Source organism: Bradyrhizobium sp. SZCCHNS3052 (genome assembly GCF_032484495.1).
In the GTDB taxonomy this organism is placed as follows: Bacteria; Pseudomonadota; Alphaproteobacteria; order Rhizobiales; family Xanthobacteraceae; genus Bradyrhizobium.
On the sequence record NZ_JAUETB010000003.1, the window covers coordinates 510,973 to 525,952 of the forward strand.

The 14,980-nt window shown below is 66.5% G+C and carries 11 protein-coding genes; 8 read left to right on the forward strand and 3 right to left on the reverse strand.

Features of this window, described 5'->3' with window-relative positions; translation table 11 throughout:
* The first annotated feature begins 43 nt into the window (after positions 1-43).
* Together ftsH and QX073_RS13930 are read left to right on the forward strand one after the other, a co-directional pair.
* A complete protein-coding gene (gene ftsH, locus QX073_RS13925) occupies positions 44-1,900 on the forward strand; it encodes an ATP-dependent zinc metalloprotease FtsH (RefSeq protein ID WP_315714130.1) in 1,857 nt (618 codons plus the stop codon).
* 117 nt (positions 1,901-2,017) lie between these two features.
* The gene (locus tag QX073_RS13930; RefSeq protein WP_315750075.1) at positions 2,018-3,703 is read left to right on the forward strand and encodes a methyl-accepting chemotaxis protein; all 1,686 of its coding nucleotides are present in this window, start codon (positions 2,018-2,020) and stop codon (positions 3,701-3,703) included.
* 57 nt (positions 3,704-3,760) lie between these two features.
* On the opposite strand, the gene QX073_RS13935 is transcribed toward QX073_RS13930, so the two are convergent.
* Positions 3,761-4,690: a DMT family transporter gene (locus QX073_RS13935; protein ID WP_315750076.1), complete on the reverse strand. Its 930-nt coding sequence runs from the start codon at positions 4,688-4,690 to the stop codon at positions 3,761-3,763.
* Between the two features lie 14 nt (positions 4,691-4,704).
* Between QX073_RS13935 and QX073_RS13940 the strand changes: the two genes are divergently transcribed.
* Together QX073_RS13940 and QX073_RS13945 are read left to right on the forward strand one after the other, a co-directional pair.
* Entirely contained in the window at positions 4,705-5,493 is a 789-nt protein-coding gene (locus QX073_RS13940) for a TetR/AcrR family transcriptional regulator (protein ID WP_315750077.1), read from the forward strand.
* Positions 5,494-5,534: 41 nt separating this feature from the next.
* Positions 5,535-6,317 carry a sulfite exporter TauE/SafE family protein gene (locus QX073_RS13945; RefSeq protein WP_315714134.1) on the forward strand — a complete coding sequence of 261 codons (783 nt, stop codon included), beginning with the start codon at positions 5,535-5,537 and terminating at the stop codon, positions 6,315-6,317.
* A gap of 10 nt (positions 6,318-6,327) precedes the next feature.
* On the opposite strand, the gene QX073_RS13950 is transcribed toward QX073_RS13945, so the two are convergent.
* Both QX073_RS13950 and mgtA read right to left on the reverse strand, forming a co-directional pair.
* Positions 6,328-7,257, reverse strand: coding sequence for a DMT family transporter (locus tag QX073_RS13950; protein WP_315750078.1), 930 nt, complete (start codon positions 7,255-7,257; stop codon positions 6,328-6,330).
* A gap of 143 nt (positions 7,258-7,400) precedes the next feature.
* The gene (gene mgtA, locus QX073_RS13955) at positions 7,401-9,959 is read right to left on the reverse strand and encodes a magnesium-translocating P-type ATPase (RefSeq protein WP_316192017.1); all 2,559 of its coding nucleotides are present in this window, start codon (positions 9,957-9,959) and stop codon (positions 7,401-7,403) included.
* A 208-nt stretch (positions 9,960-10,167) separates the two neighbouring features.
* Here mgtA and QX073_RS13960 point away from each other — a divergent pair, with 208 nt between their 5' ends.
* The 4 genes from QX073_RS13960 to QX073_RS13975 all read left to right on the forward strand — a co-directional run bounded on the left by QX073_RS13960 (position 10,168) and on the right by QX073_RS13975 (position 14,975).
* Complete coding sequence (locus QX073_RS13960; RefSeq protein ID WP_316225963.1) at positions 10,168-11,436, forward strand: efflux RND transporter periplasmic adaptor subunit; 1,269 nt, start codon at positions 10,168-10,170, stop codon at positions 11,434-11,436.
* Positions 11,433-12,659: an ABC transporter permease gene (locus QX073_RS13965; RefSeq protein WP_315750080.1), complete on the forward strand. Its 1,227-nt coding sequence runs from the start codon at positions 11,433-11,435 to the stop codon at positions 12,657-12,659. Before QX073_RS13960 ends, QX073_RS13965 begins: the two co-directional genes overlap by 4 nt.
* Positions 12,652-13,335 (forward strand): ABC transporter ATP-binding protein, encoded by a 684-nt coding sequence (locus tag QX073_RS13970; RefSeq protein WP_315714138.1) that lies wholly within the window; start codon positions 12,652-12,654, stop codon positions 13,333-13,335. The genes QX073_RS13965 and QX073_RS13970 overlap by 8 nt, the downstream gene beginning before the upstream one ends.
* 347 nt (positions 13,336-13,682) lie before the next feature.
* Positions 13,683-14,975 carry an adenylosuccinate synthase gene (locus QX073_RS13975; RefSeq protein ID WP_315714139.1) on the forward strand — a complete coding sequence of 431 codons (1,293 nt, stop codon included), beginning with the start codon at positions 13,683-13,685 and terminating at the stop codon, positions 14,973-14,975.
* The last annotated feature ends 5 nt before the right edge of the window (positions 14,976-14,980 follow it).

A 14,980-nucleotide genomic window follows, 5' to 3' on the forward strand; every position in this document is an offset into this window, starting at 1 on the left:
ACGTCCTGTCCGGCCGTGATCGATCTCGACCGAGAGCGCCGACATGGAATCCGACCCGAACACCCGCAAGCAGGCCGTCGCCGTCGGCTACATCTTCCTCGCCGGCGTCGGCATGCTGCTGCTGCAATGGCTTCTGACGACCTACAACACGGTCGAGACGATTCCCTATAGCCAGTTCGAGCAGCTGATCGAGCAGGGCAAGATCTCCGAGGTGTCGGTCAGCCAGGACACCATCCAGGGCAAGTTCAAGGACAAGCAGTCCGACGGCAAGACGTCGTTCATCACCGCGCGCGTCGATCCGCCGCTGGCCGCAAAGCTTGCCGCGAAGGGCGTGACGGTGACTGGTGTGCCCTCGGGCGGGCTGATTCAGGCGCTGCTGTCCTGGGTCGTGCCGGCGCTGATGTTCTATCTCATCTGGGTGTTCCTCGGCCGCAAGGTGATGGATCGCCAGGGATTCGGCGGTCTGATGTCGATCGGCAAGTCGCGCGCCAAGGTCTATGTCGAGACCGACACCAAGGTCACCTTCGCCGATGTCGCCGGTGTCGACGAGGCCAAGTTCGAGCTGCAGGAGGTCGTGCAGTTCCTGAAGGATCCGAAGAGCTATGGCCGGCTCGGCGCACACGTGCCCAAGGGCATCCTGCTGGTTGGCCCGCCCGGCACCGGCAAGACCCTGCTCGCCCGCGCGGTAGCGGGCGAAGCGGGTGTGGCGTTCTTCTCGATCTCCGGATCCGAGTTCGTGGAGATGTTCGTCGGCGTCGGCGCTGCCCGCGTGCGCGATTTGTTCGAGCAGGCCCGCAAGGCCGCGCCTTGCATCATCTTCATCGATGAGCTCGACGCGCTCGGCCGCAGCCGAAGCGTCGGCGGCCAGTTTGGCGGCTACGACGAGAAGGAGCAGACGCTCAATCAATTGCTGGCGGAGCTCGACGGCTTCGACCCAAGCTCCGGCGTCATCCTGCTCGCCGCGACAAACCGGCCGGAGATCCTCGATCCCGCGCTCATGCGCGCCGGCCGCTTCGATCGTCAGGTGCTGGTCGACCGTCCTGACAGGGGCGGGCGGCTCGCAATCCTCAAGGTGCATGTCCGCAAGATCACGGTCGCCGACAGCGTCGATCTCGACAAGGTCGCGGCACTGACGACCGGCTTCACCGGCGCCGATCTCGCCAACCTGATCAACGAGGCCGCCATCGCGGCGACCCGCCGCAAGGGCCACGAGGTGACGTTCGACGATTTCACGATGGCGATCGAGCGCATCGTCGCCGGCATCGAGAAGAAGAGCCGCGTGCTCAGTCCCGCCGAGCGCCGCCGTGTCGCCTATCACGAGATGGGTCACGCGCTGGTCGCGGCCAATCTCGTCGGCGTCGATCCGGTGCAGAAGGTCTCGATCATTCCGCGCGGCGTCGGCGCGCTCGGCTACACGATGCAGCGCCCGACCGAGGATCGCTTCCTGCTCGCGGTCAGCGAGTTGAAGAACCGCATCGCCGTGCTGATGGGCGGACGGGCTTCCGAGCAGCTGATCTTCGATGGCGATGTCTCGACTGGCGCCGCCGACGATCTGCAGCGCGCGACCGAGATCGCGATCGAGATGGTCACCAAATACGGGATGGATGCGACCGTCGGGCAGCGCACCTACGCGCCGCGTCCACAGGTGTCGTTCCTGCAGCCACAGGATCAGATCGTGTCGGCGGCGGAGGAGACCGGGCGCGAGATCGACCTCGCCGTACGGGATCTGATTGCAGACGGCGATGCCCGTGCCAGGGCGATTCTCGAAAGCCATCGCCCGGACCTCGAGCGCGGCGTCGCGCTCCTGATTGCCAAGGAGACGCTGACCGCCGATGAGTTCGCGCCGTTGCGGCCGGCCTCCGCTGCGGTCCCGGTCCGGGATGCCGTTGCCCCGAGCTGATCCGGGATTCTACGGAGGGCGTTTGCAACCGAACTCTAACCATCGCCTGATCAGTTAACCAGCGGCTCACCTTGACAGATCGAGGTCGTCGATCGGGGACCGGGCGGAGTTCGTTGCGTGCTGCTGAACAACCTGAAGATTGCCCCCAAGCTCGCCATCGTCGTCGGCGTGGCGATGCTGGGCCTTGCCGCGGCCGGTACGTTTGCCGGCACTCTGATGCAAAAGGAGATGGTCAATGCCCGCATCGAACAGTGCCGGGCGATCGTCGAGACCGCGCGTAACATGGCCCTCGGCCTCATCAAGGATGTCGAAGCCGGCAAATTGACGAAGGAGGCTGCGCTCGACGAGTTCGTCAATCGCGGGAGAACGATGACCTTCGACAAGGGCACGGGCTATCTGTTCGCCTATACGATGGACGGCAATGTGGTGCTTTCCCAGGATCCGAAGCAGCGCGGCTCGAACGTGATCGATTTCGAGCTCAACGGCCGCAAGCTCGTCGTCGAGCTGCGCGACGGCGTTGCCAAGGATGGCGAAGTCACCTTGCACTACGAATACCTGCGCCCGGGCCAGGAGCAGCCGACCCGCAAGATCTCCTATGCCGTGATGATTCCCGGTTGGAATACGTTCGTGGGCACCGGCGTCTATGTCGACGATCTCGACGCGAAGATGAAGCCGCTGAAATGGCTGATCTGGATGGCCTGCGCAGGCATCGCGGTCGTCGCCGGCGGGATCGCCTGGCTGATCAGCCGCAGCATCAGCGTGCCGCTCGATCGTCTCGGCGTCCGCATGCGCGAGATCGCCGATGGCCGGCTCGAGGGCGAGATTCCCGGTGTCGGCCGCGGCGACGAGATCGGCGGGATGGCCTCCACTGTCCAGATCTTCAAGGACAACGCGCTGCGGATGCGCGAGCTCGAGCAGGCCGAGGCCGCCACCCAGCAGCGTGCGGCCGCCGAGCGGACCGCGGCCATGCAGAATTTGGCGGCCGACTTCGAGCGCAGCGTCAACGGCATCGTCCGCTCGGTGGCGTCGGCGGCCGAGGGCATGCAGCACACCGCGCAATCGATGACCTCGACCGCGAGCGATGCCAGCTCGCGCGCCTCGACCGTCAGCGCCGCCACCCAGAGCGCCAATGACAATGTCGGCACGGTCGCGGCCGCGGCCGAAGAGCTGTCGAGCTCGGTCAATGAGATTTCGCGCCAGGTCGCCCGTTCCAGCGAGATTGCGAGCAAAGCCGTGGGCGACGCGGAGCGCACCAATGCCACCGTTCAGGTGCTGTCGACCGGCGCCGAGAAGATCGGCGAGGTCGTCAAGCTGATCCACTCGATCGCGGCGCAGACCAACCTGCTGGCGCTGAACGCCACCATCGAAGCCGCGCGTGCCGGCGAGTCCGGCAAGGGCTTTGCCGTCGTCGCCTCGGAGGTGAAGGCACTCGCCAACCAGACGGCGAAGGCGACCGAGGAGATTTCGGCGCAGGTCGCGGCGATGCAGACCTCGACCCAGGATGCGGTCACCGCCATCAGCGGCATCACCCAGACCATCGCGCAGATGAGCGAGATCACCAATTCGATCTCGACCTCGATCGCGCAGCAGGGAGACGCGACGCGCGAGATCGCGCGCAACATCCAGTCGGTCGCCGCCGGCTCGAACGAGATCAGCGCGCACATCGGCGGCGTGACCAAGGCGGCGGAAGCGACAGGCATGGCTGCCGCCGAAGTGCTGTCGAGCGCACGTGAGCTCGACAGCCAGTCGAGCCTGCTGCAGCAGGCCGTCGATGGCTTCATGGCGAAGGTGCGCACGGCCTAGTCGCAGCGGTGATGGACCGGGCCTGGCCTTGAAAGCACGGCGTGAGCTTGCAGGCGCTCACGCGACCTTGGTGCGGCCGGTGCGGGAGGCGATGATCACGCCGGCGATGACCAGCGCGTAGCCGATCAGATGAAACGGCTTCAGCTCCTCGCCGAGCAGCAGGATCGCCAGCACCGAGCCGAACAGCGGCACCAGATGTAGAAACGGCGCGGCGCGGTTCGGCCCGATCAGGCCGATGCCGCGATTGAAGAACAGATAGGCGAGCGTCGAGGCGAACACCACGACGTAGCCGAGGGTCAGGAGCGATAGCAGATCGAGCTGCAGCACGAAGCCGGACGCGTATTCCCACGCGGCCAGCGGCAGCAGCAGCAGGGCGCCCAAGGCCGTGCAGCACGATATCAGCGACAGCTGGTGCACGGCCGGCCGCCGCGTCATGACCGCCGAGTAGATCCCGAACACCAGCAGCGCCCCGGCGAACATCAAGTCACCGCGGTTGAACTGAATGGCGGCCAATGCGCCGAGGTCTCCGCGCAGCAAAATGACCAGCACGCCGGTCAAGGATATCGCGATGCCGGCGAACTGCGCCGCCGTCAGCCTGACCCCGAACAGCACGAGCGACCATAGCGCTACGAACAGGGGGGCCGAGGATTGGATCAGCAGCCCGTTGAGCGCCTGGGTGTACTGCATCGCCCAGTAGGACAGCGCATTGTTGATGGCGAAGCCGGTCAGCGCCAGCACCAGCAGCAGCGGCCAGCTGGCCAGCAAGGTACGCCAGTCGCGTACGAGATGCGTCCGCGCGAACGGCCACAGCATCAGGAAAGTTCCGATCCAGCGGATGCAGGACAGGGTCAGCGGCGGCACGTGCCCGGCGACATAGCGCGCCAGCACGATGTTGCCGGCCCAGAACAGCGAGGCCAGCGTCAGCAGCAGATAGGGCTGGTTGTTGAGCCAGGCCAGCGGCGAGGTCGGATGCGATGCGGTGGGCAAGGAATCGGCTTCTCTTGTTGACCGGAGCTTGTGCCCGAAATGGCGGGCGGGACAAGAGCGCCCGGGCGGAAGGCCGCCATGTCGAAATGCCAATGGGCCTCCTTTACAAAACGAATATTCGTTTTGTATGCTCATCGCAGACGGGAACGCCATCGAGCCGACAGCCGCACCCTGCGACCGCTCGGCAGGAGCTGCGCATGCCGAAACTCAAGCCCGAGACGATGGCCGCGCGCCGGGACGAGATCCTGCAGGCCGCCGAGGCCTGCTTCGCCCGGCAGGGATTCCATCAGACCACGATCGCCGATGTCATTGCGCAATCTGGTTTGAGCGCGGGCTGCATCTACGGCCATTTCGCCAGCAAGGAAGAGCTCATTCAGGCGATCGGCGAGCATCGCCATGCCCGTGATGCCGCCCTGTTGGCCACGGCGCGTGAGATTTCTGATCCGTTGGAAGCGTTGCGCGCCATTGCGCGCGCCTCGTTGGCAGACATGCAGAAGGAAGAGGGCCTGCGCCACCGCCGCATCGCGCTGCAGCTCTGGGCCGAGGCGCTGCGGGACGATGACATCCGCGCGCAGGTGACGGACGGTGTGCGCAAGCCGGCCGTCTTGATCACCGAGCTGCTGCAGCGGGGCCAGCGGCTCGGCGTCATCGACCGCTCCGTTCATCCACGCAGCATGGCCCGCACGATCGTCGCGATGTTCCAGGGGTTCGTGCTGCAGCGATTGTGGGGCGAGCCGTTCTCGTCATCCGAAGCGATGGCCGCATTCGAGACGCTGCTGACGGGACTCACGGCGCGGCGATGACCTGAAGCGACTGCCTCTCCAACCGTACCGGGCGGGTCTCGATGACGAGCGTTCCTGATCTCATTGCCGGTCTCGGCACCGGGCTGGTCGGCGGCTTCACTTCGGGGCTGCTCGGCGTCACTCCCGGTGGTGGGCTCGTCGTGTTCGCGGTCATGCTGCTCGGCGCCGAGCAGCACACCGCGCAAGGGCTCTCGCTGGTCGCGCAGATCCCGCCGACCAGCGCGGCCGGCATCAGGCGCTATTGGGATAGCGGCAATCGGGTGACGGCTGCGGTGTTGCTCTGGCTCGGCCTGGGATTCCTGGTCGGCGGCATCGTCGGCGCACTGATCGCGAACTGGACGACGGCGGCGGTCCTGCAATGGGCCTATGTGATCTACCTATTCTTGCTCGATGCTCTGCTGCTGCGCAGGCGACGGGCGAAGGAGTCCGCCGAAGCAACCGGCGCCGCGCCGGATCCACATCGAGCAGCGCTCCTTGCAGTTGGCTGCGCGGCCGGCGTGTCCTCAGGCTTTCTTGGGATCGGCGGCGGGCTCGCCACGGTGGTTGGCTTGAGCGCGGTGCTGGGCATGGCACAGCACCGCGCCCAGATGATCAGCCTGGCGCTGACGCTGGTGCCCACGACGCTTCCATCCGCCTGGATCTACTGGCGGCACGGCGCCATGCCGGCTTGGCCCACGCTCGTCGCGGTGATCGTCGGCCTCGCGGTCGGCACCGATGTCGGCGCGCGTCTCGCGAACCGCGTTCCGCCGGAACGGTTGCGCGTCCTGCTGGTGGGCTTCGTGTCGCTGATGGCCGTCTGCATGACGCTCAAGGCGCTCGGATGAACCGTTCGCCTCATGTCGCCTGCTTGCGCGAGGCCGCGTAGACGCCGCTCAGCACCAGGGCGAAGCCGATCACGTGGAAGATCTGCGGCCGCTCGCCGAGGAAGACGAACGCCATGATCGAGCCGAACACCGGCACCACGTGGAAGAACGGCGCTGCGCGGTTGGCACCGATCAGAAGAACGCCGCGGTTGAAGCACAGATAGGCGATGGTCGAGGGAAAGATCGCGACGTAGAGCAGTGACAGCAGGTTCTGGGTGTCGAGCGCCATCACCGGGCGCGTGTTGAGCTCCCAGATCAACAGCGGAATCAGGCTCGCGGCTCCGCAGCCGAAGGTGAAGGCGACCATCGACAGGCCATGGATCTGCGGTCGCTTGATCGTCAGCACCGAGTAGAAGCCGAACACCGCCATCGCGACCAGGAAGATCAGGTCGCCCTTGTTGAAGCTGATGTCGGCGAGCGCCGCCGGATGGCCGCGCGTGAGGATCAGCAGCACGCCGATCATCGACAGCACGATGCCGATCGCCTGCGCCAAAGTGAGGTGCACGCGCAGCAGCAGCATCGACCAGAGCGCCACGATCAGCGGACCGCCGGATTGCAGCAGCAGCGTGTTGAGCGCCTGGGTGTATTCGAGCGACCAGTACTGCAGCGTGTTGAAGGCGCCGATGCCGGTCACCGACAGCGCGATCATGACGCCGAGCTTGGAGCGGATCGCCGGCCAGTCCTGGCGAAGCTGCTTCCAGGCCAGCGGCAGAATGATCAGGAACGCCAGCGACCAACGCAGGAACGACAGGGTGACAGGCGGAATGTGCCCGGCAGCCAGCCGGCCGACGATCGCGTTGCCGGCCCAGCACAGCGCGGTGATGCTGAGCAGCACATAGGGTTGGTTGGCGATCCAGGCGCGCGCGGGCGCGGCGGACGCGGTGGGATCGGCGGCAGACATGCGGCGGTGTTGGCCCCGGTTCGTGCGCCGCGGCATCCGGCCCGGTCATCCCGGCCGCTGGTCCTCCCCGGCCTCGTCGACAGACACCAATTGCAGCTGCCTATCAAGAGGGCAGATGCATCGCGACTATGCAGCGGCGCTGGTCATGAACCGCGGTGGTGATGCCGCCGGTGAGTTCGCAAGGTCGTGGACTGTACGGCGACCGATTTGAGACCTTCGGCGCAGACCAGATAGGCGATAACGAGAGCCGCGATGGTGGCCAGCACGGCGATCGGCGGCACCACGAAGCCGAACCAGGCGCCGGCCGGGGTGAAGGGCACGACGAGCGCGACGGCGAGCGCGGTCAGTGACGACGCAGTCAGCATCGGATCGGCGCGGTTGCTCCATGGCCGTCCGTTGGTCCGGATGATGAAGATGACGAGGATCTGGGTCGCCATCGATTCGAGGAACCAGGCGGTCCGGAACTCGTCGGGCGTCGCATGGAACAAATAGAGCAGGGCGCCGAAAGTGAGAAAATCGAACAGCGACGACAGCGGGCCCATGATCGCGGCAAAGCGCAGCAGCCGCTTCATGTCCCAGCGCTGCGGCCGCGCGGTGGCCTGCGGACTCACACGATCGAACGGGATGCCGAGTTCGGAGAGATCATAGAGCAGGTTGTTGAGCAGGATCTGCGTCGGCAGCATCGGCAGGAAGGGCAGTATGATCGAAGCGACCGCCATGGACAGCATGTTGCCGAAATTCGAGCTCGCGCCCATTCGCACGTATTTCAGGATGTTGGCGAAGGTGCGCCGCCCTTCCTCCACACCGTCGGCGACAACCTCGAGATCGGAGGCGAGCAGGATGATGTCGGCGGCGGATTGCGCCACGGCGGTGGCGCCGTCGACCGACAGGCCGATGTCGGCCACCTTCAGCGCCGGCGCGTCGTTGATGCCGTCACCCAGGAAGCCGACGACGTGGCCCGAGGCCTGCAGCGCCTTGACGATGCGCGATTTCTGATCGGGGGCGAGCCGGCCAAACGCGTCGGCCGAGCGCACCTGCACCGCGAGCGCGTCATCGCTGAGTTCGGCGATGTCGCTGCCGGACAGCACGCGATCCGCCCTCAGTCCGACCAGCCCGGCCAGTCGCTTGACCACGACCGGATCGTCGCCGGAAAGGATCTTCAGCGCGATGCCGGCGCGCGCAAGCTGTGCGATGGCCGCGGCTGCGGTCGGCTTGGGCGGATCGGCGAACGCGCACAGACCCTCGAAGATCAGTTCCTGCTCGTCATCGGTCTCGATCTCGCGCGGCGCGCCGGTCCAGGGCCGTGACGCGATTGCGACCGTGCGCAGGCCCTCGCGCGCCAGCGCGTGAACGCGCGCGCACATCTCGTTGCGGCCGCTGGCGTCGATCGGCGTAGTCGCGCTGCCCTGCCGTTGCTGCGTGCAGAGCTCGATCACCGCCTCTGGCGCGCCCTTCACGATCAGGATCTGATCTGCCCCGCGGATCGCCAGCACCGAGCCGAGCCGGCGCGAGAAGTCGAAGGTCTGCTGTCCGCCCAGGGTCCATCCTGCTGCCGCACGGTCCGCGCCGGCGATGAGCGCGGTGTCGAGCGAGCCCCGATCGCCGCCGAGCGCGGCAGCGATCGCGCCGAGCTCCGCGGCTCGCGGGTCGTCGCTGCCGTCGGGCGCGATGCTTCGGGCGAGCGTGATCTCTGCTGAGGTCAATGTTCCCGTCTTGTCGGTGCACAGCACCGACATCGCGCCGAGATCATGGATCGCCGCGAGCCGCTTCACGATCACCTTGCGGTTGGCCATGCGAAGCGCGCCGCGCGACAGGGTCACGGTGGTGATCATCGGCAGCAGCTCGGGCGTCAGTCCGACGGCCAGCGCCACCGAGAACAACAGCGAGTCGAGCACATCACGGCCGAACACGACGCGCACCGCGAGCACGATCACGACCAGCGCCAGCGTCAGCCGCGCGATGACGAGGCCGAACTCGTGCAGGTCGCGCTCGAACGGCGTGCGGGCCTGCGCTTCGGCCAGCGCCGAGGCGGCAGCGCCGAACATCGTGTTCGGCCCGGTGTTGACGACGAGCGCGACGGCCTCTCCGGTCTGAGCCACGGAGCCACGAAACAGCGCATTCGACGTGTCATTCTCATCGCTGGGAATACCGGCCTGTTTCGTCACGGGATAGGGCTCTCCCGTCAGCGCCGCCTCGCCGGCAGTGAAGGCCTTGCTTTCGATGATCAGCGCATCGGCAGGAACGATGTCGCCCGCGCGGACGCGCAGGATGTCTCCGGGAACGACGGCGTCGACGTCGATCTCGCGATAGGCGCCGTCCCGCTTGACCTCGGCCTTCAGGGCCACGGAGCGGCGGAGCTCCTCGGCCGCCTTGACGGCATGCCCCTCCTGAACCGTATCGAGTCCGATCGACAGCGTGAGGATGAGGACGATGATGGCGCCGCCGATCACGTCGCCCGTCACCATCGAGATGATGCCGGCCACCAGCAGGATCAGCGATAGCGGCTCGAGCAGGCGGCGGAGCACGGCGCGCATCGGCCCCACGACATGCGATGGGGAGTCGGCATTCCGGCCGTAGCGTTGCAGCCGCTGCTCGGCGTCGGCTCTGCCGAGGCCGTCCAGGTCGCAGCCCAGCGCTGCGCCTGCCTGCGCAGGCGACAGGCGCCAGAACCGGTGCAGGCCGGGGGTCGTATCAGTGCTCACATGCGTCCGTTCATGTTCGTGGATGATTGGTAATGGTCATCATGCCTGATTTGCATGAACGATCGTCCGCCGGTTGACCTAGCGCAACATCCTGCTGTCGCGATCCCCTAGCTTTGTGTGCAATGCGCCGCGGGCTGACGGCCGCACTCAAGGAATGGATGGCGCGTCACTGGGCATCATCCGCATTGACGAGTTTGTGTTGACGACTATGGCCGATCATGCCGCAGCTCTCCCGTCCCCTACGAAAGCCGCCGTTGGTCCGACCGTCCTAGCGGCGGTCTGGGCGCATCGCTGGTTCGCTCTCGCCATCATCGTGCTGCTCGGCCTTGGCGGCTGGCAAAGCGTCCGGGTCATGCTTGGGCCTGCCATCATGGTCGATCAGGTCCGGCGCGGCGACCTCGTCGAGACCGTCGTTGCCAGCGGTCACGTCGAGACGCCGTTCCGCGTCGAGATCGGCAGCCAGATCACCGGCACCGTCGAGGAGGTGCTGGTGCTGGAAGGCCAGCACGTCACCAAGGGCCAGCCGCTGATCTCGCTGGAGTCGCGCGAGCTGAAGGCTGCGGTGGTGCAGGCACAAGGGCAGGTGGCGCAGGCCGAGGCGCGGATGCGCCAGCTCGCCGAGCTGACCTTGCCGTCGGCGAAGGAGGCTTTGCGCCAGGTGCAGGCGACCTTGCTCAATGCTCAGCAGACCTATGACCGGACGTCGCAGCTGACCGGCAACGGCTATGCCACGCGCGCGGCGCTCGACGAGGCCCAGAAGACGCTCGACGTTGCGCTGGCCCAGAAGCGTGCCGCCGAATTCCAGGTCTTCACGGCGAGCCCCGGCGGCAGCGACTACGTCATGGCCGAGACGCAGCTGAACCAGGCGCGCGCCAATCTCGACACGGCGCAGTCGCGTCTCGGCTATGCGACGATCTCGGCGCCGCGCGACGGCGTGCTGATCACGCGCAGTGTCGAGCGCGGCACCGTGGCGCAGCCCGGCAAGACGCTGCTCGTCCTGGCGCCTGCCGGCGATCTCCAGCTCGTCCTGCAGATCGACGAGCGCAATCTCGGCAAGCTGGCGCTCGGCCAGACGGCGCTCGCGTCGGCCGATGCCTACCCCGACAGGCGCTTCCCCGCTGTGGTCAGCTACATCAATCCCGGCATCGATATTTCCCGCGCGTCCGTCCAGGTCAAGCTGATCGTCAAGGACCCGCCCGACTATCTGCGCCAGGACATGACGGTGTCTGTCGACATCGAGGTCGCCTCCCGCAAGGATACGCTGGAGCTGCCGGTGCGCTCGGTTCACGATATCACCTCGGGACAGCCCTGGGTGCTCGGGGTGAAGGATGGCCGCGCCGCCAAGCAGCCGGTGCGCGTCGGCATCCGCGGCAACAGCCATGTCGAGATCGTCGACGGCTTGAACGCCGGTGACATCGCCGTGCCCCAGAGTTCCGGCATCCTGACCGGCCAGCGCTTCCGCCCGGTGCTGCCGTGAACCGCTGGCTGCCCTTCGAGTGGATCGCGGCGGTGCGTTTCCTGCGCGAGGGCCGGCTGCAGACCTTGTTCATCATCGGCGGCATCGCGATCGGCGTCGGCGTCATCGTGTTCATGTCGGCGATGCTGGCCGGCCTCGAAGCCAATTTCATCAAGCGGGTGCTGACCTCGCAGCCGCAGATCCAACTGCTGACGCCGGATCAGGTTGCGCGTCCCCTGCGCAACGACAATGGCGTGATCGAGGATGCCATCGTGCAGCGTCCGAGCCAGCGCGTGATCTCGATCGATCAATGGCCGAAGATCCGCAATCAGATGCTGGCGATGCCGGAGATATCGGCGGTGTCGCCGACCATCTCCGGCTCCGCCCTCGCCATTCGCGGCGACGCCAGCCGCGCCGTGACGCTGTCCGGCATCGAGCCGGAGAGCTACTTCACAATCGTGCGCGTGCCGGACTACATCGTCGCCGGCGAGCCGCGGCTGACCAGCGAGGACATCATCATAGGTACCGAGCTCGCCAGGGATCTCGGCGCGATCGTCGGCGACAAGCTCAATGTTCAGGCGGCATCCGGCGCCAACCGCGTGCTGATCGTGACTGGTCTCGTCGATCTCGGCAGCAAGGGCGCCAATCAGCGCTCCGCCTATGTCGCGCTGCGCACGGCGCAGTCGCTGCTCGGCATGGTCGGCGGCGTCACCACGATCGACATCACCGTACGGGACATCTATGCCGCTGAGGACATTGCGCAGCGCATCCAGGCCGCCAATCGCGTCAAGGCCGACAGTTGGATCAAGACCAACGCGCAGTTCTTCACGGCGGTGCGCGCGCAGGCGACATCCAACACGCTGATCCGCGTCTTCGTCGCGCTCTCGGTCGCGTTCGGCATCGCGGCCGTGCTGATCGTCTCGGTGATCCAGCGCTCCAAGGAGATCGGGATCCTGCGTGCGATGGGCACCTCGCGCGGACAGATCTTGCGCGTGTTCCTGCTGCAGGGCGGGCTGCTCGGCTTCGTCGGCTCGCTGTTCGGCGCGGCAATGGGCGCGGGTGCGCTGATCTATTGGCATGCGGTGCAGCGCCAGGCCGATGGCTCGGAGTTGTTTCCGTTGATCCTCGAACGCCGATTGTTTCTCATCACGGCCCTGCTCGCGACGGTGACGGGCCTGCTCGCCGCGACCGCGCCGGCGCTGCGCGCGGCCAAGCTCGATCCGGTGGTGGCGATCCGTGGCTGAGGTCCTGCTGCGACTGGAGAAGGTCTGCAAGGCCTACAATGTCGGGCTGCCGACCGAGACCGAGGTGCTGCACGACATCGACATCGAGGTCGACCGCGGCGAGTTCGTCGCGCTGATCGGTCCGTCCGGCTCCGGCAAGAGCACTCTGCTGAACATCGTCGGTCTCTTGGACCGGCCGACCTCCGGCCGGTTGACGATCAAGGGCCAGGATACTGCGTCGCTCAGTGATACCGAGCTCACCCATCTGCGCGGCCATACCATCGGTTTCATCTTTCAGTCTCATCTCCTGATCTCTGCCTTCACGGCCAAGGAGAACGTGATGATGCCGCTGCTGGTCGATCGCGGCTTCCCGGGCCCCGAGATCGAGGCGCAGGCGTCGAAGCTGCTCGACCAGGTTGGGCTGGCGAAATTCGCCGACCATCTCGCGAGCAACATGTCGGGCGGCCAGCAGCAGCGGGTCGCGGTGGCGCGGGCGCTGGCGATGAACCCCGATCTGGTTCTGGCGGACGAGCCGACCGGCAACCTCGACACCAAGTCTGCCGAAGCGGTCTTTGGCCTGATGCGCGACGTCAATCGGGAGGTCGGCACGAGCTTCCTGCTCGTCACCCACAACCTTGATCTGGCCCGGCGCTGCGATCGCATCATCGAGGTTGTCGACGGCCGCATCCAGAGCTGAGGGCGGGCCGCTTCGATCGTAGATTCGCCGCCGTTCGGAGGCTTAATGGAACTGCCCGGGTCGATGCGCCGCCAGAAGCGCACGGCCGGGTCGCCCGATCCGCAGCCGGGGCGGCTTGAAATTTTGGGGCTTATCAAAGGCTTGGTGGCGCTCTTGTGTGCTCCGAAGGCCCGTTCTCGCTTGCCTAGCCCGGCGGCTTCCTTTATCCGGTGGGTCGCCTCGCAAGCGAGCGGTCCTGGCCGCGATTTGGGCTGGGCGCATGGTTGGCCAGGCTGGCCCCTCATCGGAAGCGATTTCGTCCGAACCGATCGTGCTGTTTTGGATCTTGGCAGAGGAAAGAGCTGCGAATGGCTAACGTCGTCGTCGTCGGCGCCCAATGGGGTGACGAGGGGAAGGGCAAGATCGTCGACTGGCTGTCGGAGCAGGCCGACATCGTCGTTCGCTTCCAGGGCGGCCACAACGCCGGTCATACGCTTGTCATCAACGGCGCGACGTACAAGCTGGCGCTGCTGCCGTCGGGCGTGCTGCGCACCGGCAAGCTGTCGGTGATCGGCAATGGCGTCGTGTTCGATCCGCAGGCCTTCCTGGACGAGGTCGGCAAGCTCCAGTCGCAGGGCGTCGCCATCAGCCCGGACAATCTGCGCGTTGCCGAGAACGTCACGCTGATCCTGCCGCTGCACCGTGAACTCGACGCGCTGCGGGAATCCGCGAGCGCGGCGACCGCGATCGGCACCACCCGCCGCGGCATCGGCCCGGCCTATGAGGACAAGGTCGGCCGGCGCGCGATCCGGCTGATGGACCTCGCCGATCTCGATACGCTGCCGCACAAGATCGACCGCCTGCTCGCGCACCATAATGCGCTCCGCCGCGGCCTCGGCCTCGAGCCGATCGACGGCCAGCAGATCCTGCGCGAGCTGACCGCCTTCGCGCCGAAGCTGCTGCCCTATGCGGAGACGGTCTGGCGGCTGCTCGACATCAAGCGCCGCGAAGGCAAGCGCATGCTGTTCGAGGGCGCGCAGGGTGCGCTGCTCGACGTGGACCACGGCACCTATCCCTACGTGACCTCGTCCAACACGGTGGCGGCGCAGGCGGCCACCGGCGCCGGCCTCGGGCCGGGCGCGATCGGCTACGTGCTCGGCCTGTGCAAGGCCTACACGACCCGGGTCGGGCAGGGGCCGTTTCCGACCGAGCAGGACAACGAGACCGGCCGCAAGATCGGCGAGCGTGGCCGCGAATTCGGAACGAATACCGGCCGGCCGCGTCGTTGCGGCTGGTTCGATGCGGTCCTGGTCCGTCAGGCGGTCCGGACCTGCGGCATTAACGGTCTTGCGCTGACCAAGCTGGACATTCTCGATGGTTTCGACACCATCGATGTCTGCACCGGCTACAGGCTGGACGGCAAGGAGATCGATCATTTCCCGGCAGGTGAGGGCGCGCAGTCCAGGGTCGAACCGATCTACGAGACGATCGAAGGCTGGAAACAGCCGACGGCGAACGCGCGCTCCTGGGCCGATCTGCCGGCACAGGCCATCAAATACGTCCGGCGCATCGAGGAACTGGTGGGTTGCCCGATCGCGCTGCTTTCCACCAGCCCCGAACGCGAGGATACTATTCTGGTCCAGAATCCCTTCGAGGCGTGACGGGA

Coding starts and splice junctions, on each gene's coding strand:
- QX073_RS13950 (WP_315750078.1), bottom strand. CDS start 7,257: ATGTCTGCCGCCGATCCCACCGCGTCCGCCGCGCCCGCGCGCGCCTGG.
- QX073_RS13960 (WP_316225963.1), top strand. CDS start 10,168: ATGGCCGATCATGCCGCAGCTCTCCCGTCCCCTACGAAAGCCGCCGTT.
- ftsH (WP_315714130.1), top strand. CDS start 44: ATGGAATCCGACCCGAACACCCGCAAGCAGGCCGTCGCCGTCGGCTAC.
- QX073_RS13945 (WP_315714134.1), top strand. CDS start 5,535: ATGACGAGCGTTCCTGATCTCATTGCCGGTCTCGGCACCGGGCTGGTC.
- QX073_RS13975 (WP_315714139.1), top strand. CDS start 13,683: ATGGCTAACGTCGTCGTCGTCGGCGCCCAATGGGGTGACGAGGGGAAG.